Here is a 19890-nt window from a genome sequence, read left to right on the forward strand (position 1 = left end):
GGTGAGGCCGGCCAGGCCACCCCGGGTCCTGGTGATCGGCGCCGGCACCGGGGGGCTGTGCCTGGCCCACGGGCTGCGCCGGGCCGGCATCGACGTAGCGGTGTACGAGCGGTACCGCACCCGCACCGACGGCCTGCTCAGTTACCGGATCGGCATCGGCCCCACCGGCAGCTCGGCGCTGCGGGAGTGCCTGCCGCCGGAGCTGTTCGACGTCTTCCTCGCCACCTGCGCGCGGTCCCCCCGGTACTTCAACGTGATCACCGAGCGGCTCCGCGAGACCGCCTCGTTCACGCTGCGCCCGGACACCGACCCGGTGAAGACCGAACGCTCGGTGGCCCGGATGACCCTGCGGCAGGTCCTGCTCACCGGCATGGAGGACGTGGTCCACTTCGACAAGACCTGCACCCACTACGTCCAGCACGACAACGGGACCGTCACGGCGTACTTCGACGACGGCGACACCGCGGTCGGCGACCTGCTGGTAGGCGCGGACGGCACCCACTCGGTGATCCGCCGCCAGTACCTGCCTGAGGCGGTCGTCTCCGACGCCGGCACGGTCAACATCGCGGTACGGATCCCGCTCACCGACCACACCCGGAGCCTGGTGCCCGAGCGGATCCGGCAGGGCATCTCACTGATCTTCGCCACCGGCGGGATCATGGGCGTGCTGCACGTGATGGAGTTCAAGTGGGACGGTGCCGGCCGGCTCAAGCCGGACGTCGATCCGGCCGACGCCGAACTGCTCGCCCGCTGGCCGGGGCTGCGTCACGACACCACCCGCGACTACATCAACATCGTCATCTGGAGCACCGCGCGGCGGTTCCCCGCCGACGTCATGCGGATGCGGGGCGGGGAGCTGATCGCGCTGGCCCTCGACCTCACCCAGGGCTGGCATCCGCATCTGCGTGAGCTGCTGGCCCGCGCCGACCCGGCCAGCGCCATGCCGATCAGGGTGTCCACCTCGGAGCCGGTGGCACCGTGGCCGGCCAGCTCGGTCACCCTGCTCGGCGACGCCATCCACACCATGACCCCGGGACGCGGGGTCGGCGCGAACACCGCCCTGCGCGACGCCGCGCTGCTCTGCCGGCAGCTCGCCCAGGCAGCGGCCGGCGGCAAGACGCTGCTCGACGCGGTGGCCGACTACGAGCGCCTGATGCTGCCGTACGGCTTCGCGCGGGTCGCCGACTCACTGGCCCGCAACGGCACCAACGGTGACGACCGGTTGTACCGTCCGGTGTTCGGCCGGCTGGCGCTGCTCGGCGCGCGCGGCTACTTCCGGGTCACCAGCCGGGTGCCGCCGCTGCGGCGCAAGTTCGTCGACGACTTCTACACCTACCGCGGCGAGGACGACTGAGCCTTCCCGCCCGTCCGGTCACCGTACGTCGCCGGTCGGAGACCCTGGCCGAAACAGACCCCCGCACCGGTACGTGTCGCGGTGAGCCGCGCTGTCACCCGGGTCGTCGGTATGCGAAGCTGCCCCGAGTTTTCTTCGCGACTTTCGACCAAGGTGAGGGCGGTTCTCCCGTGGCGTTGACTTTCGGGCACATACTGACGGCGATCCTGGCACTGGCTGTCGGGCTGGTCGGTGGCTGGTACCTGCGTGGACGGCAGGACACCCGTCCCGCCGAGCACTCCATCGTGGACGGTGACCCGGTCGCCGGCATCACCTCGTTCGGTGGGGTGCCGGCCACCACCCCGGCCGACACCGAACCGCCGGTCGCCGCCGTCGCCACCGAGCCCCGGGCCGCCACGGTCGACCCGGTGCCCGTGCCGGCCACCGTCGACACCGAGCAGCCGAAGGCCGTGGTCGACCGGGAGCCGACCGAGGACGAGAGCACGCCGGACACCGCGACCACCGATGCGGTCACCCCGGACACCGCCCCCGACCGGACCACCACCACCGCACCCGAACCCACCTCGACCGCGACCACCGACAAGCCGGTCGCCACCGAACCCGTCGCCGGCGAGCCCGTCACCACGGAGCCGGTCGCCGCCGAACCCGTCGCCACCGAACCCGTCGCCACCGAGCCGGTCGTCGGCGAGCCGGTCGCCACCGAGCCCGTCGCCACCGAGCCCGTCGCCACCGAGCCGGTCGCCACCGAGCCGGTCGTCGGCGAGCCGGGAACGACCGGGGGCGACAGCAGCGCTGCCGCGACCACCGAGGTGCCCCGGCCGCGCCGGTCGTCCGACCTGCGCACCGACGAGGCACCGGCCCCGGACGGCACCGCCGACGACGCGCCGGCACCGGAGACGTCCGTCGACGCGCCGGCACCCGCCGCGACGTCCGGCGGCGTACCGGAGACCGACCCCGCGGGCACCGACGGCCCGGCGGCCCCCGGATCGGACATCGCCGCGCAGGCGACCGGGACCTCGGATGCAGCCCCGACCCCGGTGACCGGGGCACGCGTGCCGGAGACGCCGGTCGCCGAGGCCGAGCCGGTCGAGCCCCGGCCGGCACCGCCCACCACCGGCGAGACCGGAGTCGACGCCACCCCGGTGGTGCCCACGACCGCCGAGCAGGAGGCGGAGCCGGTCGACGACTTCCGCCGGATCCAGGGCATCGGGCCGAAACTGGCCACCGCCCTGCAGGCTGCCGGCATCCGCACCTACCGGCAGCTTGCCTCGTTGGACGAGGCGGCGCTGCGGGAGACCGTCCGGGCCGCCGGGCTACGCGGTGCTCCGGGCCTGGCCACCTGGCCGCAACAGGCCAAGGTCCTGGCCGGCGCCCGAACCGAGGCGGAGCAGATCCTTCCCTGAGCCGAGGCGCTGTCGGCAATTGTCCCCGGCGGGGCGCGGCACCGTTAGCCGCCCGCCACGACTGGGTACAACCCGGCTCATCTCAATCAGCGCAAGCAAATCGGGAGGCAGCCATGCGTCGTGGCCCGTCGTTCTTGGGGATCATCCTCGTCATCTGGCTCATCATCGGAGCCATCGCCGCCGGCCAGCGGGGCTACTACAGCGGCAACGACGAGACCAACTGTGCCGAGTTGGGCACCATCCTGGTGACCATCGTGGCGGGGCCACTGAACTACGTCGGTGCCAACCCCAAGGTCGACTGTGAGCTGCCGCAGCCGTCGCAGTAGGCGGCGGCCCGGCACGCGCGGCCAGCAACTGACCCACGGTAGCCGGCTGCGCGGGGCCGGAGGTTCGTGAGCACGAAGCCGGTGCGGGCCGGCCGACTCCCCCCGGGTCGACCGGCCCCACCAGCCCCCTGGACCGACCACCTGTCCCCCGGTGGTCGGTCCTTTCCCCCTGCCCCCGACCTTCCCCCCCGTCGGGGACGTCGTCGATGTCCCCGCGCCCCGTGGTGCCAGGGCGCGGGGACCCCCCGTCCCGACTACTGCAACAGCGCCCCGAGGGGCGAGAGCAGCAGCCGACCGAACGACGCGGCGGTCTGGTCCAGCCGGGCCCGCTCACCGTCACGGGCGTGCGGATCGTGCCGGCACCGCCAGATCTTCTGCGCGTTGCGCCAGGCGACGTCGCGGGTGTACTCCACCAACTCGCCCTGGTACCAGTCGTCGAAGTCACCGTTGAGCATGTCGATGATCAGCTGCCAGCGGTCCAGGTAGCCCCGGCGCAACATCGGGATCCGGTCGGCGAAGATCGCGTTGATCTCCAGATAGTCCCGGTGCTGGTCACTGCCGTCGACCGGCTCGGACTCCAGGTGGTCGAAGGTGGTGACCAGGGCGAAGGGCAGGTCGAAGTTGATGTGCGCGTTGACCCCGGCGGCAGCCGAGGGCAACGGTCGGGCGTCCGGGCCCCGCATCCGCTCGAACAGGCACGCCCAGGCCTGGGGCGTGGTCGAGCTGGACTCGGTCCAGAGCCGCAACGCGTCGAAGTAGCGGGCCGCGAACTCGACGTCCAGGCGGGACAGGAACACCGGGTCGGCGAAGCGCCCGTCGTACAGGCCGTCCAGCACGCTTTCGGTGATCACCAGATACAGCCGGTTGAAGTCGGCCAACGGACAGCTCGCCTCCAGCGGAGGCAGCCGGACGAGGAGGTCCTGCAACTTCGTGAGGTGATCGACCACCGCCGGCACGTCCGCCGGATGATCGGCAAGCAGGTCGACGATGTCCCGGTGAACGGGTCCCCACACCGGTTCGGCCATTTTTTCCTCCACTGTGTCCGGGGCACCCCCGTGCCGGCGGCGACGCTGGACAGCCTCGCAGGCGGCACCCACCGACGGGATCAGTAGAATGACGTATTGCGAACACCGGATGACGATTACCGCCGGTTGTGGCGCGACTACTCCGGACGATTGCGCAGGAAGATGGCGCTGGCCTGGACCCGGGTGCGTACCTGGAGCTTGTCGAAGATGTGTGACACGTGCACCCCGATGGTGCGTTCGCTGATGAACAACCGCTGACCGATCTCCTTGTTGGTCAGCCCCTCCGCGACCGCGGCGAGCACCTCGCGTTCCCGGCTGGTCAGCCCGGCCAGGTCGTCACCGCCGGAGTCGGCCGGCGACGCGGCCGCGCCGGACCGCCGGTCCGTGCCCGGGTCGCGCTCGGCCAGGGTCACCCGGCCCCGGGCGGCCAGGTCCCTGATCTCCGAGGTCAGTGGCACGGCTCCCAGGTTCTGTGCGATCTGGTGTGCCTCGCGCAGCAGCCTGCTGGCGGTGGCCGGGCGGGCCCGCCGGGCCAGCAGGGCCTCGGCCTGCCGCAGCCGCGAGTACGCCGCCGGATACGGGTGGTTGTCCCGGTCCCAGGCCAGCGCCGACCGGGCCCACAGCTCCGGGTCGCTGCCGCCGTCGAAACGGCTGATCTCCGCGGCGCAGAGCGCCAGGAAGTTGTCCACCACGCTACGCACCTGCCGGGACGCGCCGGCGCTGCGCGCGGCGATCCGGTCCATCGCCTCCCGCAGCCGCCGCACCGCCGTACGGTCGACCGCCACGGTACGGCTGGCGTGGGCCTCCGCCTCGGCCCGCAATCCGTGCCACACCAGCGCGGCGAGGATCACCACGTCGTCGGAGCGGCTCTCGGTAAGGCCCCGCTGCACCGCCTGCCGGGCCACGTCGTGTCGGCCCTGCCACATCGCCAGGCCGGCCCGCAGCGTCAACATCGGCAACACGTGCCGTGCCCCGCCACCGGCCAGGACGGTGGCCACCGCGTCCAGGTCCCGGTCGGCGGCCTCGACGTCGCCGTAGCCCACCGACAACCGGCACCGGGCCAGCAGCAACTCCACCGCGTCGGCCCCGGACGGACGGTGGCGCAACGCCGCCGCGACGACCTTCTCCGCCTCGGCCCACTGCCCCACCCGGAACAACCCGTTGGTGGCGATGGCCAGCAGCCGGGTCTCGTACGTGCGCCCCAACCCCAGCTCGGCGACCCGCTCGGCACCCCGGCGGGCCACCACCACACCCTCCTCGATCACGTTCAGCGGACCGGTCAGGAACTCCGCCAGATGCAGGTACGCGCAGGCCACGTCATCCGGCCGGCCGGAACGCTCGGCGACGGTCAACGCCTCACGCATCACCGTCAGACCGGCATCCGGGTCCTCCAGGTACGCCTCGCTGAACCCCAGCGCCGCACTGGCCCGGACCACCTCCGAGGTCGACCCCGCCACGTCCGCACACAGCTGCAACGCCACCCGGGCCCGCTGCCCGGCGTCGGCGTACCGGCCCATCTGCACCAGCAGCTCCGCCAGGTACGCCGCGGCGGTGGCCCGTTCCCCCGGCGTGCAGTCCGGGTCCTCCAGGACCAGCCGGTACTCGGTCTCCGCCGGCGCCGAGCGGCCCGCCGCCGCCAGGTACCGCGCCCGCCGGATCCGCAACGAGCACGACGGCGGACCGGCGCCGACCGCCCCCAACTCCTCCAGCAGGGCCAGCGCCCGCGCGTGCTCACCGCACTGGTGCGCCGACTCGGCCGCGTGCTCCAGCAGGACGGCCCGGTCCACGTCCCGGGGCCCGTCCGCGCCGTCGGCCAGCTGCAACGCCACCGACCAGTGCCGATGCGCCTCGGCGTACCCGTGCAGGCGCTGCGCCTCACCGGCGGCGGCCATCGCGGCCGGCAACGCCCGGGCCGGCTCCCCGGCCAACCGCCAGTGGTGGGCCAACCGCGCCTGGTGCAGCTCCGCCTCGGCCGAGGTCAGCGCCTCGGCGTAGCGCCGGTGCAACACCCGACGCTCGGCCGGCAGCAGCTCGTGCGCCAGCACCTCGGCCACCAGCCGGTGCCGTAGCCGGTACCCCTCGTCGGCCCCGACCAGCAGCCGGTGCGCCACCGCCGCCCGGACCGCCTCGATCAGCTCCTCCTCCGGCAGCCGGACCACCCGGGCCAACAGCCAGTGCTCCACCGGCTCCACCCCGGCCGCGACCGCGTGCACCACCTGGTGCGCGTGCTCGGGCAGCGCATCCACCCGGGCCAGGAAGATCTCCCGCAATGTGTCGGAAAGCCCGTCCCGCCCATCCCGCACATCTCGGGCCAACTCCTCGGCCACGAACGGGTTGCCGCCACTGCGCTGCCAGACCAACTCGGCCGCCTCGGCGGTCAACGCCGGCCCCACCACCGCGGCGGCGAGCTGCTCGGTCCCGGCCCGGTCCAACGGCGCCAGGTCCACCACCCGCACCGAACGCAACCGCCGCAGCTCGGTCAGGACCCGCCGCAACGGGTGCGCACCCTGCAACGACTCCGCCCGCACCGCCGCCAACACCGACAGCTGCAGATCCCCCAACCCGGCGAGCAGGTACAGCAGCAACTGCCGGGTGGTCCGGTCGACCCACTGCAGATCGTCCAGCACCAGCACCAGGGGGCGACCCTCGGCGATCAGGTGCAGCCCCCGGGAGACCCGCTCCAGCAACGCGCCGGCACCGTCGGTGGGCGTCTCAGCAGCAAACATCTGCAGCATGCCGCGCACCGAGGAGGACGTCCGCGCGCCCGCGGCGGCGGTGTCGAGGCGACGCAGGGCCTGCAGCAACGGGTGCAGCGGTGAGGCGTCACCGATGTCGAGGCAGGAACCGGTCAGCACGAGCGCCCCCCGCTCACGCAGCAGGGCACCCACCTCGCGTAGTAGTCGGGTCTTGCCGACCCCGCTCTCCCCGGTGACGAAGACCGCCGCGGTGTGCCCCTGACGGACGTCGTCGAGGAGTGCGGATCGCAGCAGGGCCACCTGGTGGGCGCGGCCGACGAGCGGTGCGCTGTCCACATCGCTGGCCATGGAACGCAGCCTAGTCAACGGGCGCCGTAGCCCTCTACGGGCTTATCGCCCTTGTGGTACTCCCCGCGTCGACATTACGACCAAAGGTTACACCTGGCCGACATACGTCGTTCTGCCGATCCCCTGTCGGTCCAGGAATGGGAATCTCCTAGGGCCGTCAGGGACCACGCGGGGGAAAGGTGGTTGCGATGCCCACATCGATGATCGTCACCGGAACCGGGTTGGTGACGCCGAGCTGGCCGATACCGGAGGAGCGACGGACGGTCACCGTCCTCTTCGCCGACATCGTCGGATCGACCGCCCTGGTCGACCGGCTCGACCCGGAGGACGTCCGGTCGTTGCAGCAGGCCTACTTCGAGGCCGTCGCCCGGGTGCTGCACCGCTGGGACGGCGTGGTCGAGAAGTACGTCGGGGACGCGGTGATGGCCCTGTTCGGCGCCCGCCACTCCGACGGCTTCGACGCGTACCGGGCGGTGCGGGCCGGTCTGGAGATCCAGCGGGCCGTCGACCGGAAGCCACTGGCCACGGGCACCGCGGTACGCATCCGGGTCGGCGTCGCCACCGGGGAGGCGGTCGTCGACCTGCCGGGCAGCCGCGACGGTGGGCACGGCACGGCCAGCGGCGCGGTGATCACCCTGGCCGCCCGGCTGCAGGCGTACGCGCCCCCCGGCGCGGTCGTGTTCTGTGCGGCGACCCGCCGGGCCACCGCCGGGCTGACCATGGCACGGCGACTGCCACCGGTCACGGTGCCCGGCAAGGCCGCACCCCTCGAGCTCTGGCGGGCCGAGGATCCCGGCCGGACCGGGCCGGCCAAACACCGGGGACCGCTGGTGGGGCGGCGCCGGGAGTTGGCCGACGCCCGCGACCAGATCGTCCGCGCGGCACGCGAGCGCAGCCCGCGCTGGGTGTCCCTGATCGGCCCGATCGGCAGTGGCCGCAGCCGGCTGCTGCACGAGTTGGTGCGGGCCGTACCGGGCCCGGACGGCGGGTCGCCGCGCTGGTGCGTCGCGTACTGCCCGCCGTACGCCGAGCAGGTGTTGGCCCCGGTTGCGGACCTGGTGCGCGAGTTCGCCGCGATCCACCCGACCGACGGACCGGTCGCGGTGACCGCCCGGTTGACCGCCACCCTGGCCGACCTGGTGCCGGCGCACCGGCTTCCGTGCGCGGTACGGGCGTTGACCGCCCTGCTGACCGCACCCGACGGATCCGCCGCGGCGAGCGAGGGCGCCACGACGTTCCGGCAGGTGCTGCTCGCCCAGGCGGCTCGGCAACCGGTGGTGGTGGCCGTCGACGACCTGGACCGGGCCGACCCGAGGGTCGACGACTTCCTGCGGGACCTGTTCCTCTCGGCCACCTGGCGGAGCCTGCCCCTGGCGGTGGTGGTGACCAACCGCCCCCGCTGGGCCGACGTGCTGCCCGGCCCGGCCGGTCAGCGGCACCGGCACCGGATCGTGCTGGCTCCGCTGCCGACGGTGCAGACCGGACGGTTGCTGCGCCACCTGCTGGTCCGGGCCGGTCGGCCAGCGGTCCCGGTGGACCGGCTGCTGCCGCTGGTCGCCGGCAACCCGGGGCACGCCACCGCGTACGCCCGACTGGTCGCCGAGGACGGGCTCGACCCGGCGGCGGACCTGCCGATGCCCGAGTCGGTACGCCGCACCGCCGAGGCCCGCCTCGACCTCCTGGACGGCGGACAACGGGCCGTGTTCATGGCCGGTGCGAGCCTCGACGGTGACTTCCGGGCGGCCACGGTGGACCGGCTGCTGGACTGGCCGGCGGGCCGCAGCGCGCCGGTGCTGCGGGAGCTGGTTCTGCACGGGCTGCTGGTCCGCCGGCCGGGAGCCGGCGGGTACGCGATCGCCGAACCGGCGCTACGGCGGGTCGCCGTCGAACGGCTGCCCCGGTCGGTACGCGCGGAGTTCGCCCGCCGGGCGCTGACCGGGCCGGCCGGCACCGACGACGCGGACCAGGCCGGAGCGGACCTCGCCACGCCGGTGCCGGGAACCCGGGACGCCGCACCGCGCAAGACCCGCGACGCCGTGCTGACCGGCGCGCGCGGCACCGTACTACGCGAGACCCGCGGCACCGTACTACGCGAGACCCGCGACACCGTGCTGACCGAGACCCGCGACGCTCTGTCGACCGAGGCGCGCGGCGCTCTACTGACCAGAGCGCGCGGCGCCGGGGCGGACGCCACGCCACCGGCGGCCCGGACACCCGCCGGTTCCGACGCGGAACGGCCGGCCGGTGGCGACCGGCGGGGCGACGGCTACCCACTCGCCGACGGCCGGGACGACCGGGCGCCCGGCCGATCGGGTCTCGCACCGGGAGTCACCCGCACCGGTGCCCCGGTCGAGGAACATCCGGATCCGGTCCGCCCACTTGCCCCGGTGGTGCCACTCGGTCGGGCCGAGTCCCTGACGACGGCGACGAACGCGACGAAGGGCAGGCGCACGGCGGGACCCGTCGGCGGCCCCCGGCAGGCCGACCGGCCCCCACCGCCCTCGACTCGGCCGGCAGCCGCCTGACCGGCCGGGTCAGTCGGCCGGAGGCAGGCTCCGGCTGGATCAGTCGGCCGGAGGCAGGCTCCGGCTGCGACCCCGGAACTCCGCGACCACCTCGTCGTCGCGGGTGACCGTGACGTCGTAGATGCCGCTGCGCCCGTACCGGGTGCGCTCGGTGGCCCGGGCGACGAGCAGGTCACCGGCGTGTGCCGGCCGGACGAAGGTGATCTCCCCACCGGCGGCGACGGTGACCGGTCCCCGGCTGTTGCAGGCAAGCGCGAAGGCCGTGTCGGCCAGCAGGAAGACGAAGCCACCGTGGGCGATGGCGTGACCGTTGAGCATCGCCGGGGTCACCCGCATCCGGGCCTGCGCCGTGCCGTCGGCGACGCCGACCAACTCGATGCCGAGCCCCCGCGAGGCCACGTCGGCGTCGAACATGTCGTGCGCGGCGGTCCGGAGCGTCGCCGACGGGTCACCACCGGCCGACTCCGGTGCGGGCTGCTCATCGTGCGACACCGAACCGACTCCTCTCCCCGGCACAGCCGGCACCGCCGGAACCTCCCGGCGCCGCCGGGCCACGCGGCACCACCCGGCGCCGCCCGGACACGGTACGCCGACCGTCGCCGTCGCCGGTTCACCCCCTGCCGCGCGGCTCCCCCATCGTCACGCAGAGGAACGGCACAATGACCCAGTGCCCCCGGTCGGGGCAGGCACTGTCCGGTCAGGTCGGAGGGAGACGCGAGTGGTACACGGTGGAGTCGCGGCGGCGACCGCGCAACTGTCCGGCCGGGAGATCCGGCGGCCGACCGCGCCCCCGGCCACCCGGGGCGAGGACCTGGTCACCGTCCTGCTCGCCGCCTGCCTGGTGGGCGGCGCGCAGGCCGACGGCTGGGCGCACACCAACGTGATCGAGACCATCGAGGGCTTCTTCACGCCCTGGCACGGCCTGCTGTACGCCGGTTTCGCCGCGACCGCGGCGTGGACGTTCTGGCTGGCGTACCGGCGTCGGATGGTCGCCCCCCGCTGGTGGCGCGACGGCTGGCCGGCGGGCTACCGGACCGGCGCGCTCGGCGTGGTCGCCTTCGGGCTGGCCGCCCTGGCCGACCTGACCTGGCACGAGACCCTGGGCGTGGAGGTGGGCCTGGACGCCTCCTTCAGCCCCAGTCACCTGCTGCTCGACGGCGCGGCCCTGCTGGTGGTCAGCAGCCCGCTGCGGTCCTGGTGGGCCCGGGGCGAGGGTGGTCTGCGCACGGTGACCGGGGTCGCCGCGCTGACCTTGGCGGCGATGACCCCCACCATCCTGCTCAGCCACTCGTCGGCGCTGCTCACCCTGGCCCCGACCCGACCGTTGGGTCCGACCACCGGACAGCTGGTGGCGGTGCTCGGGGTGGACGCGTACCTGGTCACCACGGTGCTGCTGGTGGTGCCGTACCTGCTGGTGCACCGCCGGCGGGCGGTGCCCGGCGCCGGGGTGGCGGTGGTCGCCGGAGTGGCCGTGTTCGCGTTGGGGATGTACGAGTTCCCGACCGTCCAGACCGTCGCGGCCCTCGGCGCGATCTGCGGAGCCGGCCTGGCCGACCTGCTGCTGCACCGGCTCGACGCGGTACGGGGCCGGTCCGCCGCGCTGCGGCTGCCGGTGGCCGGGGCGGTCTTCGCCGGCCTGGTCTGGTCCGGTCACCTGCTCGGGCTGGCCCTGGCCGACCAGCTGCGCTGGACCCCGGAGGTGGTCAGCGGGGTGGTCACCCTCAGCGCGATCCTCGGTGCCGTTCTCGGCGGGCTGGCGGCCCGCCCGCTGCCGGGCGGGCCGTCGACCGACGGGGCGCGGCCGCACCGGGTCTAGGCTGACCGGGACCGGTGCCCAGAGATCCGACGGAGTGGCGCGTGACCGGAGCACCCGAGCCCCGCATCGACCCGGACGTCGATCTCGGCCAGCCCGACGACCGGTCGGTGCCGCCCGGCCCGACGGCGGTGCTGCTGGCGGTGATCGCGGCCGGCGGCGTGCTGGGCGCGTTGACCCGGGCCGGCGCGCAGGCGGCGGCACCGAACGCGGCCACCGGATTCGCCTGGGCGACCTTCGGCGTCAACGTGCTCGGCTGCCTGCTGATCGGGGTGCTGATGGTGCTGGTCGAGCGGTGTCGGGCCAACCCGCTGCTGCGGCCGTTCCTGGGTGTCGGGGTGTTGGGTGGCTTCACCAGCTTCTCCGCGTACGTCCTCGACGTGCACCGGGCGGCGCAGGCCGGGGCGTTCGGGGTCGCCGGCGGGTACCTGGTGGCCACCGTGCTCGGCGCGCTGGCGGCGGTCTGGCTCGGCGACGTCACGACGAACGCGCTGCTGGACCGCCGGGCGGCCCGGTGACCGGGCTGCTGCAGCGCCGGGCGGGCTGGTGGTGACCGCGCTGCTCGTGGCGCTGGGCGCGGCGGTCGGTGCACCGCTGCGGTACCTGGTCGACCGGGCGGTGCAGTCGGCGCACCGGACCCGGTTACCGCTGGGCACCCTGACCGTCAACGTGGCCGGTTCGTTCCTGCTCGGCGCGCTGGTCGGGGTGCCCGTCGCCCCGGCCCTCGGCGCGCTGCTCGGCACCGGCTTCTGCGGCGCGTTGACCACCTGGTCCACCTGCGGTTACGAGACGCTGCGGCTGGCCCGTACCGGGGCCCGGTCGGTGGCGTTGGCCAACATCGTCCTCAGCGTGACCGTCGGGCTCGGCGCGGCCTGGCTCGGCTTCGCCCTCGCCCGGGCGCTCGCCGGGTAGGCCTCAGCGGCGGCGCTCGGGGTGGGCGCGGTTCCAGACCCGCATCCGCTCCGGGTAGCCGGTGCGCGCGGCCTCGTACAGCGGTACGGCATGCCGGTGCGCGAGCTTCGCCGCCACCTGCGGAGATCCGGTACGCCGCCGGATCCACTCCCCGTCGAAGGCGATCGCCATCACCGTGGTGTCGGTGGCGGTGGTCTCCGGCTCCAGGTAGAACTCCACCCCCTGCCGGCTGGTCACGAACTCCGCCAGGGCGGCCAGGTCCTCCGGGGTCGCCTCCCGGTCGAGTTTCGTCGGGATCGTCCCGTCGGACCGGGACCGTCGGTTCCACCAGGCCATCTCCGACTCCTCTGTTCGGCACCCCAGTGCAGCACGCCCACCTGCCAGCCGCCTGCGAGCCGGGTGGGAGGAACCTGGACGCCGGTCAACGGGCCGGTGGACGGACGGCGGGGACCAACGCCAGGGTGGGCAGCAGCAGCACCGGCACCACCAGCAACGCGTACCGGGTGCCCACCTGGTCACCGAGCAGACCGAGCAGCGGCGGGCCGGCCAGGAACGCGGTGTACCCGATCGCGGCGACCACGCTTACCCGGGCCGGGGCCCGGTCCTCGTCGTCGGCGGCGGCGCTCATCCCGACCGGGAAGCCCAACGACGCGCCGAGCCCCCAGACGGCGACCCCGGCGACGGCCACCGGGCCGTTGCCGCCCAACACCGCGACCGCGGCCCCCACGACGGCGAGCAGCGTGCAGGTCAGCAGCACCGGCACCCGCCCCCAGCGGTCGATGGCCACGGTCCCGGCGGTCCGCCCGACGGTCATCCCGACGACGAAGACCGCGAAGACCGCCGCGCCGGCCGCCTCGCTGAACCCGTACCCGTCGACGAAGGCGACCGCCAGCCAGTCGCTGGCGCTGCCCTCGGCGAACGCCGCCGCCAGCACCAGCAGACCGATGAGCAGGGTCCGGGGCTCCCGCCAGGCGGCCAGCAGGCCACCGGAGCGCCCGTGCGCCGCGGCGGTGTCCGGCTCCGCGGTGTCGGGCGTGGGCAGGAACGAACCGAGCGCCACCAGGATGCCGACCGCCACCACCACCGCCATGCCCACCAGGTGCGCGGCCACCGGCACGCCGGCCCCGGCGGCGAGGGCGCCGAGACCCGCGCCGACGACCGTACCGAGGCTGAAGGCGGCATGGAACCGGGGCATCACGGTCCGCCCGAGCCGACGCTCGACCGCCGCACCCTCGACGTTGATCGCCACCTCACAGGTGCCGAAGCCGTACCCGAAGGCGAACAGGGCGACGGCGACCGCAGGCAGCCATCCGGTCAGTCCGGCGGCTGCCCCGGTGCCGGCCAGCCCACCGGCGATCAGCAGACCCGCGACGCCCACGGTACGGGCCGTGCCGAGCCGTTGGGTGGCCAGGCCGGCAGTGGCCAGCGCCACGATCGACCCGATCGACATGGCCAGCAACAGCAGGCCGAGCCGTCCGGCGCTGAGCGACAACGCGTCGCGTACCGCCGGCACCCGGGCGAACCAGGTGGCGATGGCCAGGCCGTTGAAAGCGAACACGGCCGCCACGGCGTTGCGGGCGTTGCGCACCTGGCGGGGCACGGCCGCAGGCCCGGGGATCTTGGCGGTGGGCCGGGCGTCGGCGTTGCGCACGTCACGCTCCCTCACGGTCACTCGGATCGAACGGTCGACACCGACGGGACAGTACCCGCCACCGACTCCGCCCCTTACCCGGAGCTGCCCGGCCCCGCCCCCTTACCGGGAGCTGCCCGGCCGGGCAGCGGAACCGGGCTCCGGCGGACCCGGGTCAGACCGCGGGCAGGCCGAGCGCCGCGTCGACCCGGGCGAGGATGACGGCGTCGTCGTCCGCGCCCACGCTGCGCAGCAGGTCGACCGCGGTGGACCGGACCTGCCCGACGATCATCGCCAGTTGCAGGGTCTGCCCGGGGGCGAAGAGCCGCCCGGCGACCTCGACGGCCTCCAGCGCGGCCCGCTCGGCCTGGCCGCAGCGTTGGTCGGCGACGTCCTGCCGGCCGTCGAGGTCGGCCGCGATGGTCTCCCCGGCGGCGTCCACCGCGTCGGCCAGCAGCCGCACCGCGCTTACCAGTTCGGCGGGGACCGGGTCGGTCAGGCGGATCAGGGTCACCCCGGCCCGCGCCAGCACCCGCACGTTGCGTACCGCGTAGTCGCACTGACCGATCGCGGCGTCCACCGCCCGCAGCCGGCCCAGGTGCCGCCCGCGACGCAGGTGCAGGGTCAACGCCTCGCCCGCCGCGAGCACCCCGGTACGCAGCCGCTCCACCGCCGCGTCCATCCCGCGGGCCCGCTCCAGCGCGGCCCGGGCGGCATTCTGGTCGCTCGTGTCGAGCGCGTCGGCCACCTCCCGCAGCGCCGTCGCCAGGTCGGCGAAGGTGGTACGGAACTCGGCCACCAGTGGGGCGAGGGGGTGCCGGACTGCGGCGAGCTGACTCACCACCAGCGCCACCGCCCCACCGATCAGCGCGTCGACGAACCGGAACGGGATCAGCGACTCCCCCGGTGGGGAGATCACCACCAGGTACAGGGCGGAGACGGCGGCCTGCACCACGGCGACCCCGCTCGCGCCGATCGCCACCGCCCCGACGATGGTCAGCAGGATGACCGTGAAGACGGTCACCGTGCTGCGCGCACCGAGGGCCTGCACCACCACGTCGGCCACCAGCACCCCGGCGGCCACGCCGAGCACCACCTCGACCGCCCGCCGGGTGCGCTGCCCCCGGGCCTGCCCGAGGACGATCAACGCCGCGGCGGGGGCGAAGAACGGCTGCGGATGGCTGACCAGCACGCTCGCCGCCACCCAGGCTCCGGTGGCGGCGAGCGTGCCCTCCACGATCTGTGGCCAGCCCCGCCACACCCGTACGGCGGCCTGACGCAACCACCCCCACCGCACCATCGCCGTCGCCTCCCTGTGCCCTGCGCACATCGTGCACCCGCTGCGGGGGACGAATCGGCCAGGGCCCCGGGAAGTGGGTCAAGCCACTCAGGACGACGGCCCGACCCCGACCAGGTGGCTGGGCGGGGCGGTCCGCTGTTCGGCGCGGCGGGCGGGGCGTCCGCTGGTCAGAGCACGTGGTCGCGGTGGGCCGCGATCGCCGCGGCGAGGATCTCCGGGCCGGGACGGGCCCACACCTCGGCGTTGAAGACCTCCACCTCGATCGGCCCGTGGTAGCCGGCCGCGTCGACCGCCTGCCGGAACCGACGCAGGTCGACGCAGCCGTCGCCGGGCAGTCCCCGGCCGAGCAGCACCCCCTCGGGCAGCGGGGTGATCCAGTCGGCCACCTGGAAGGCGGCGATCCGGCTGCCGGCGCGATCGATCTGGTGGTAGACGGCGTCGTCCCACCACAGGTGGTACGTGTCGACCACCACCCCGACCGTGCCCGGGTCGAACCGTTCGGCGATGTCCAGGGCCTGTCCGAGGGTGGCCACGACACACCGGTCGGAGCAGAACATCGGGTGCAACGGCTCGATGGCGAGGGTCACCCCGGCGGCGGCGGCCTCCGGGGCCAGGTCGGCGACGGCATCGGCGACCATCCGCCGGGCACCGTCGAGGTCCCGGCTGCCGGCGGGCAGTCCGCCGGAGACCAGCACCAGCACGGAGGTGCCCAGGGTGGCGGCCTCCTCGATGGCGCGGCGGTTCTCGTCCCGCCAGCCGTCGGTGGTGAAGAAGCCGCCCCGGCACAGCGAGGTGACGCTCAGCCCGGCGTCCCGGACCAGTTTGGCCGCCCGCGCCAGGCCGTACTCCTGGACCGGTTCGCGCCACAGCCCGACGCCGGGCACCCCGGCGTCGACACAACCGGCCACCACCTCGGCCAGCGGCCAGTGCTTCGCGGTGGCCTGGTTGAACGAGAACCGCGCCAACCCACTCACTGGTTTGCCCTTTCGATCGGGACTGCGGGGCTCCGCTGCGCTGCACTCCTCACCCTCACTGGACCACCCCGGCGAGGGTGAGGTAGGCGCGGGCGCGGGCGGCGGCGCGGTCGGCGTCGGGGAGCAGGCCGGCCTGGTCGGCCAGGACGAGCAGCCGGGCCAGGTGCGCCGGGGAACGACCGGCCTGCTGGCCACCGACCATGACGAAGTGGTCCTGGTGGCCGGCGAGCCAGGCCAGGAAGACGATCCCGGTCTTGTAGTGCCAGGTCGGTGCGGCGAACAGGTGCCGGGCCAGCGGCAGGGTGGGGCCGAAGGCCTCGTCGTAGCCGGTCAGGTCGCCGCGGTCCAGGGCGGCCAGGGCCGCCGCGGCGGCCGGGGCGATGGCGGCGAAGACCCCGAGCAGCGCGTCGGAGTGGCCCACCTCGTCGCCCCGGATCAGCTCCGGGTAGTTGAAGTCGTCGCCGGTGTAGAGCCGCACCCCGGCGGGCAGCCGACGGCGCAGCGCCACCTCCCGGTCGGCGTCGAGCAGGGAGACCTTGATCCCGTCGACCCGGTCGGCGTGGTCTTTGATCAACTGGAGCACCGTCTCGGTGGCCAGGTCCAGGTCGGTCGAGCCCCAGTAGCCGGCCAGCGCCGGGTCGAACATGTCGCCGAGCCAGTGCAGCACCACCGGCTGGTCGGTGGTGGTGAGCAGGTCGGCGTAGACCCGCAGGTAGTCCTCTGGGCCGTCGGCGGCGGCGGCCAGGTGCCGGCTGCACATCAGCACGGGCCGGGCACCGTCGGCGAGGGTGTCGGCGAGCTGCTCCCGGTACGCGCCGGTGATGGCGTCCAGGCTGGCCGGGCCGGGAGGCAGCTGGTCGGTGGCCACCCCGGCGACGATCCGGCCGCCGACTCCCCGCGCCTCGGCGGCGCTGCGCCGGATCAGCTCCCGGGTGGCCGGGTAGTCAAGTCCCATGCCCCGCTGGGCGGTGTCCATCGCCTCGGCCACGCCCAACCCGTACGACCACAGGTGGTGCCGGATGGCCAGGGTCCGGTCCCAGTCGACCACGGCCGGGGCACCGGGGGTGTTCTCCGCGGTGGGATCGGCGACCACGTGCGCGGCGGCGTACGCCACCCGGCTGGTGGCGGGGCCGGCGGGGCGAGCGAAGGCCGTGCCGCCGCGCAGCCGGTGCCGACTGCCGTCGGGGAGCCGGACCTCGGCGGTCACCGGCGCAGCTCCGGCACCTCGACGCGGCGGCCCTCGCGGGCCGAGCGCAGGCCCAGCTCGGCCAGTTGCACACCCCGGGCCCCGGCCAGGAAGTCCCACCGGAAGGGCTCACCGGCCACCACGTGGCGCAGGAACGCCTCCCACTGGACCTTGAACCCGTTGTCGAACTCCTCGTTGTCCGGCACGGCGGTCCACTGGTCCCGGAAGTTCTCGGTGGCCGGCAGGTCCGGGTTCCAGACCGGCTTCGGGGTGACCGCCCGGTGCTGGACCTTGCAGTTGCGCAGTCCGGCCACGGCGCTGCCCTCGGTGCCGTCGACCTGGAACTCGACGAGTTCGTCCCGGTTGACCCGCACGCACCAGGAGGAGTTGAGCTGGGCGACGATCCCGCCGGCCAGCTCGAAGGTGCCGTACGCGGCGTCGTCGGCGGTGGCCGGGTAGCCGCGGCCGGCCTCGTCGACGCGCTCGGGGATGTGGGTGGCGATCACGGCGCTGACCGCCCGGACCGGGCCGAACAGCTCCTCCAGCACGTAGTGCCAGTGCGGGAACATGTCGACCACGATGCCGCCGCCGTCCTCGGCCCGGTAGTTCCACGAGGGACGTTGGGCCGGCTGCCAGTCGCCCTCGAAGACCCAGTAGCCGAACTCGCCGCGCACCGACAGGATCCGGCCGAAGAAGCCACCGTCGACGAGCCGCTTGAGTTTGCGCAGGCCGGGCAGGAAGAGCTTGTCCTGCACCACGCCGGTGCGGATGCCGGCGGCGTCGGCGACCCGGGCCAGGTCCAGGGCGGCGTCGGTCTCCTCGGCCAGCGGCTTCTCGGTGTAGACGTGCTTGCCGGCCTCGATGGCCTGCCGGATCGCCTTCTCCCGCTGCTGGGTGACCTGGGAGTCGAAGTAGATCTCGACGTCGTCGCGGGCCAGCGCGGCGCTCAGGTCGGTGGTCCACTCGGTCAGGCCGTGCCGGGTCGCGACCTCACGCAGCTTGGCCTCGTTACGTCCGACCAGGACCGGCTCCGGCCAGATCCGGGTGCCGTCGGGCAGGGCGACGCCGCCCTGCTCGCGAATGGCCAACAGCGACCGGACCAGATGCTGGCGGTAGCCCATCCGGCCGGTGACGCCGTTGACGATGATGCCGATCGGCCTTCGGGTCATGGGGTTCCTTCCGTCGGCGCCGGCGACGCCGCACGCCGCCACAGGTAAGCGCTTTCCTGGAGCTTAGATGCCGGCCCGTACCCCCGGCAAGGCCCCGCCCGCCGCAGGACGGTTCGCAGGGCGTGATCACACCCGGGACGCTGCGGTAGCCTGTCGTCGCGACTGCGGGCGGCGCGGTCCGACAACGGTTCCGGGGGTGACCATGGCGACGCTCGCCGACGTCGCCCGTCGGGCGGGGGTCTCCCCCGCCACGGCGTCGCGGGTGATCAACGGCAGCAGCAAACCGGTCGCCGAGGAGCTGCGCGAACGGGTCCTGCGCGCCGTCGCCGACCTTCGGTACGTACCCAACGCGCACGCCCAGTTGTTGGCCCGGCCGCAGCGCACCGCGGTCGGCGTCATCGTGCACGACGTCTCCGACCCCTACTTCGCCGAGGTCACCAGGGGGCTGCAACGGGTGGCCATCGACCGCGGCCGGCTGGTCATCATCTGCAACAGCTACCGCGACCCGGAGCGCGAGCTGGAGTACGTCGAGTTGCTGCGCGGCCAGCAGGTGGCCGCGGTCGTCCTGGCCGGATCCGGCTACCACGACAGCGCCTTCACCGAACGGCTCAACGAGAAGCTGGCCGCCTACGAGGCGACCGGCGGCCGGGTGGCGGTGATCGGCCGGCACGACCACGCCGGCGACGCGGTGATGCCGGCCAACTCGGCCGGGGCGCGACTACTCGGGCGGGAGCTGCTCCGGCTCGGCCACCGGCGGATCGGGGTGATCGCCGGCCCCCGGGTGCTCACCACCACCACCGACCGGCTCGGCGGGCTGCGTCAGGCGCTGGCCGAAGAGGGTGCCGACCTGCGCGAGGAGTGGATCCGCTACGCCGGGTTCGACCGCGACGGCGGCGCCCTGGCGATGGCGGAACTGCTCGACGCGGCACCGCGGCTGACCGCGGTCGTCGCCCTGAACGACTCGATGGCCGTCGGCGCCCTCTCCGTGCTGCGCGCCCGGGGCATCGCGGTGCCCGAGCGGCTCTCCCTCGCCGGCTTCGACGACATGCCGATCGCCGCGGACGTCACCCCGGCGCTGACCACCGTCCGGTTGTCCATGGTCGAGCTGGGCGCACGGGCGATGACGATGGCCCTGGACCCGGCCGCCGACCGGCACCGGGTCGAGGTGCTGCCCGCCGAGTTGATCCGCCGCGACAGTGTCGGCGTCGCGCCGCCGGACTGACCCGGGC

General features: G+C 74.2%; 17 protein-coding genes. 8 read left to right on the forward strand and 9 right to left on the reverse strand.

The window, feature by feature from the left end:
• Nucleotide 1: 1 nt before the first annotated feature.
• From GA0070617_RS16255 to GA0070617_RS16265, 3 genes are all read left to right on the forward strand, one after another.
• On the forward strand, nucleotides 2-1354 hold the full coding sequence (locus GA0070617_RS16255; protein WP_091446515.1) for an FAD-dependent oxidoreductase: 1353 nt from the start codon (nucleotides 2-4) through the stop codon (nucleotides 1352-1354).
• Between the two features lie 170 nt (nucleotides 1355-1524).
• Nucleotides 1525-2757, forward strand: coding sequence for a helix-hairpin-helix domain-containing protein (locus GA0070617_RS31560; RefSeq protein ID WP_229688345.1), 1233 nt, complete (start codon nucleotides 1525-1527; stop codon nucleotides 2755-2757).
• A 113-nt stretch (nucleotides 2758-2870) separates the two neighbouring features.
• A complete protein-coding gene (locus tag GA0070617_RS16265) occupies nucleotides 2871-3083 on the forward strand; it encodes a hypothetical protein (RefSeq protein ID WP_091438725.1) in 213 nt (70 codons plus the stop codon).
• Nucleotides 3084-3337: 254 nt separating this feature from the next.
• On the opposite strand, the gene GA0070617_RS16270 is transcribed toward GA0070617_RS16265, so the two are convergent.
• Together GA0070617_RS16270 and GA0070617_RS16275 are read right to left on the reverse strand one after the other, a co-directional pair.
• Nucleotides 3338-4108, reverse strand: a complete 771-nt coding sequence (locus GA0070617_RS16270) for a DUF5995 family protein (RefSeq protein ID WP_091438728.1) — start codon at nucleotides 4106-4108, stop codon at nucleotides 3338-3340.
• 137 nt (nucleotides 4109-4245) lie between these two features.
• A complete protein-coding gene (locus tag GA0070617_RS16275; protein WP_091438731.1) occupies nucleotides 4246-7152 on the reverse strand; it encodes a helix-turn-helix transcriptional regulator in 2907 nt (968 codons plus the stop codon).
• Nucleotides 7153-7340: 188 nt separating this feature from the next.
• Between GA0070617_RS16275 and GA0070617_RS16280 the strand changes: the two genes are divergently transcribed.
• Nucleotides 7341-9677 (forward strand): adenylate/guanylate cyclase domain-containing protein, encoded by a 2337-nt coding sequence (locus tag GA0070617_RS16280; RefSeq protein ID WP_229688344.1) that lies wholly within the window; start codon nucleotides 7341-7343, stop codon nucleotides 9675-9677.
• Nucleotides 9678-9716: 39 nt separating this feature from the next.
• Here the strand turns inward: GA0070617_RS16280 and paaI are convergent, their stop codons facing one another.
• On the reverse strand, nucleotides 9717-10091 hold the full coding sequence (paaI, locus tag GA0070617_RS16285) for a hydroxyphenylacetyl-CoA thioesterase PaaI (protein ID WP_091446516.1): 375 nt from the start codon (nucleotides 10089-10091) through the stop codon (nucleotides 9717-9719).
• 304 nt (nucleotides 10092-10395) lie between these two features.
• On the opposite strand from paaI, the gene GA0070617_RS16290 reads away from it, so the two are divergent.
• Genes GA0070617_RS16290 through crcB form a run of 3 tightly spaced genes read left to right on the forward strand, consistent with a single transcriptional unit; the run spans nucleotide 10396 to nucleotide 12402 of the window.
• On the forward strand, nucleotides 10396-11493 hold the full coding sequence (locus tag GA0070617_RS16290) for a hypothetical protein (protein ID WP_091438734.1): 1098 nt from the start codon (nucleotides 10396-10398) through the stop codon (nucleotides 11491-11493).
• A gap of 41 nt (nucleotides 11494-11534) precedes the next feature.
• Nucleotides 11535-12008, forward strand: a complete 474-nt coding sequence (locus GA0070617_RS16295; protein WP_091438738.1) for a FluC/FEX family fluoride channel — start codon at nucleotides 11535-11537, stop codon at nucleotides 12006-12008.
• A 31-nt stretch (nucleotides 12009-12039) separates the two neighbouring features.
• Entirely contained in the window at nucleotides 12040-12402 is a 363-nt protein-coding gene (crcB, locus tag GA0070617_RS16300; RefSeq protein WP_091446518.1) for a fluoride efflux transporter CrcB, read from the forward strand.
• A 3-nt stretch (nucleotides 12403-12405) separates the two neighbouring features.
• Here the strand turns inward: crcB and GA0070617_RS16305 are convergent, their stop codons facing one another.
• The 6 genes from GA0070617_RS16305 to GA0070617_RS16330 all read right to left on the reverse strand — a co-directional run bounded on the left by GA0070617_RS16305 (nucleotide 12406) and on the right by GA0070617_RS16330 (nucleotide 18661).
• Nucleotides 12406-12738: a hypothetical protein gene (locus tag GA0070617_RS16305; protein WP_091438741.1), complete on the reverse strand. Its 333-nt coding sequence runs from the start codon at nucleotides 12736-12738 to the stop codon at nucleotides 12406-12408.
• 85 nt (nucleotides 12739-12823) lie between these two features.
• Nucleotides 12824-14020: an MFS transporter gene (locus tag GA0070617_RS16310; protein WP_373868354.1), complete on the reverse strand. Its 1197-nt coding sequence runs from the start codon at nucleotides 14018-14020 to the stop codon at nucleotides 12824-12826.
• Between the two features lie 187 nt (nucleotides 14021-14207).
• Nucleotides 14208-15332, reverse strand: coding sequence for an FUSC family protein (locus GA0070617_RS16315; RefSeq protein WP_091438744.1), 1125 nt, complete (start codon nucleotides 15330-15332; stop codon nucleotides 14208-14210).
• A 167-nt stretch (nucleotides 15333-15499) separates the two neighbouring features.
• A complete protein-coding gene (locus tag GA0070617_RS16320; RefSeq protein ID WP_091446521.1) occupies nucleotides 15500-16297 on the reverse strand; it encodes a sugar phosphate isomerase/epimerase family protein in 798 nt (265 codons plus the stop codon).
• A gap of 64 nt (nucleotides 16298-16361) precedes the next feature.
• Nucleotides 16362-17513: a dihydrodipicolinate synthase family protein gene (locus GA0070617_RS16325; RefSeq protein WP_091438747.1), complete on the reverse strand. Its 1152-nt coding sequence runs from the start codon at nucleotides 17511-17513 to the stop codon at nucleotides 16362-16364.
• The gene (locus GA0070617_RS16330) at nucleotides 17510-18661 is read right to left on the reverse strand and encodes a Gfo/Idh/MocA family protein (RefSeq protein WP_091438750.1); all 1152 of its coding nucleotides are present in this window, start codon (nucleotides 18659-18661) and stop codon (nucleotides 17510-17512) included. Before GA0070617_RS16330 ends, GA0070617_RS16325 begins: the two co-directional genes overlap by 4 nt.
• Nucleotides 18662-18863: 202 nt before the next feature.
• Between GA0070617_RS16330 and GA0070617_RS16335 the strand changes: the two genes are divergently transcribed.
• Nucleotides 18864-19883, forward strand: coding sequence for a LacI family DNA-binding transcriptional regulator (locus GA0070617_RS16335; RefSeq protein WP_091446523.1), 1020 nt, complete (start codon nucleotides 18864-18866; stop codon nucleotides 19881-19883).
• Nucleotides 19884-19890: the final 7 nt, after the last annotated feature.

Source organism: Micromonospora yangpuensis, from assembly GCF_900091615.1.
GTDB lineage: Bacteria > Actinomycetota > Actinomycetes > Mycobacteriales > Micromonosporaceae > Micromonospora > Micromonospora yangpuensis.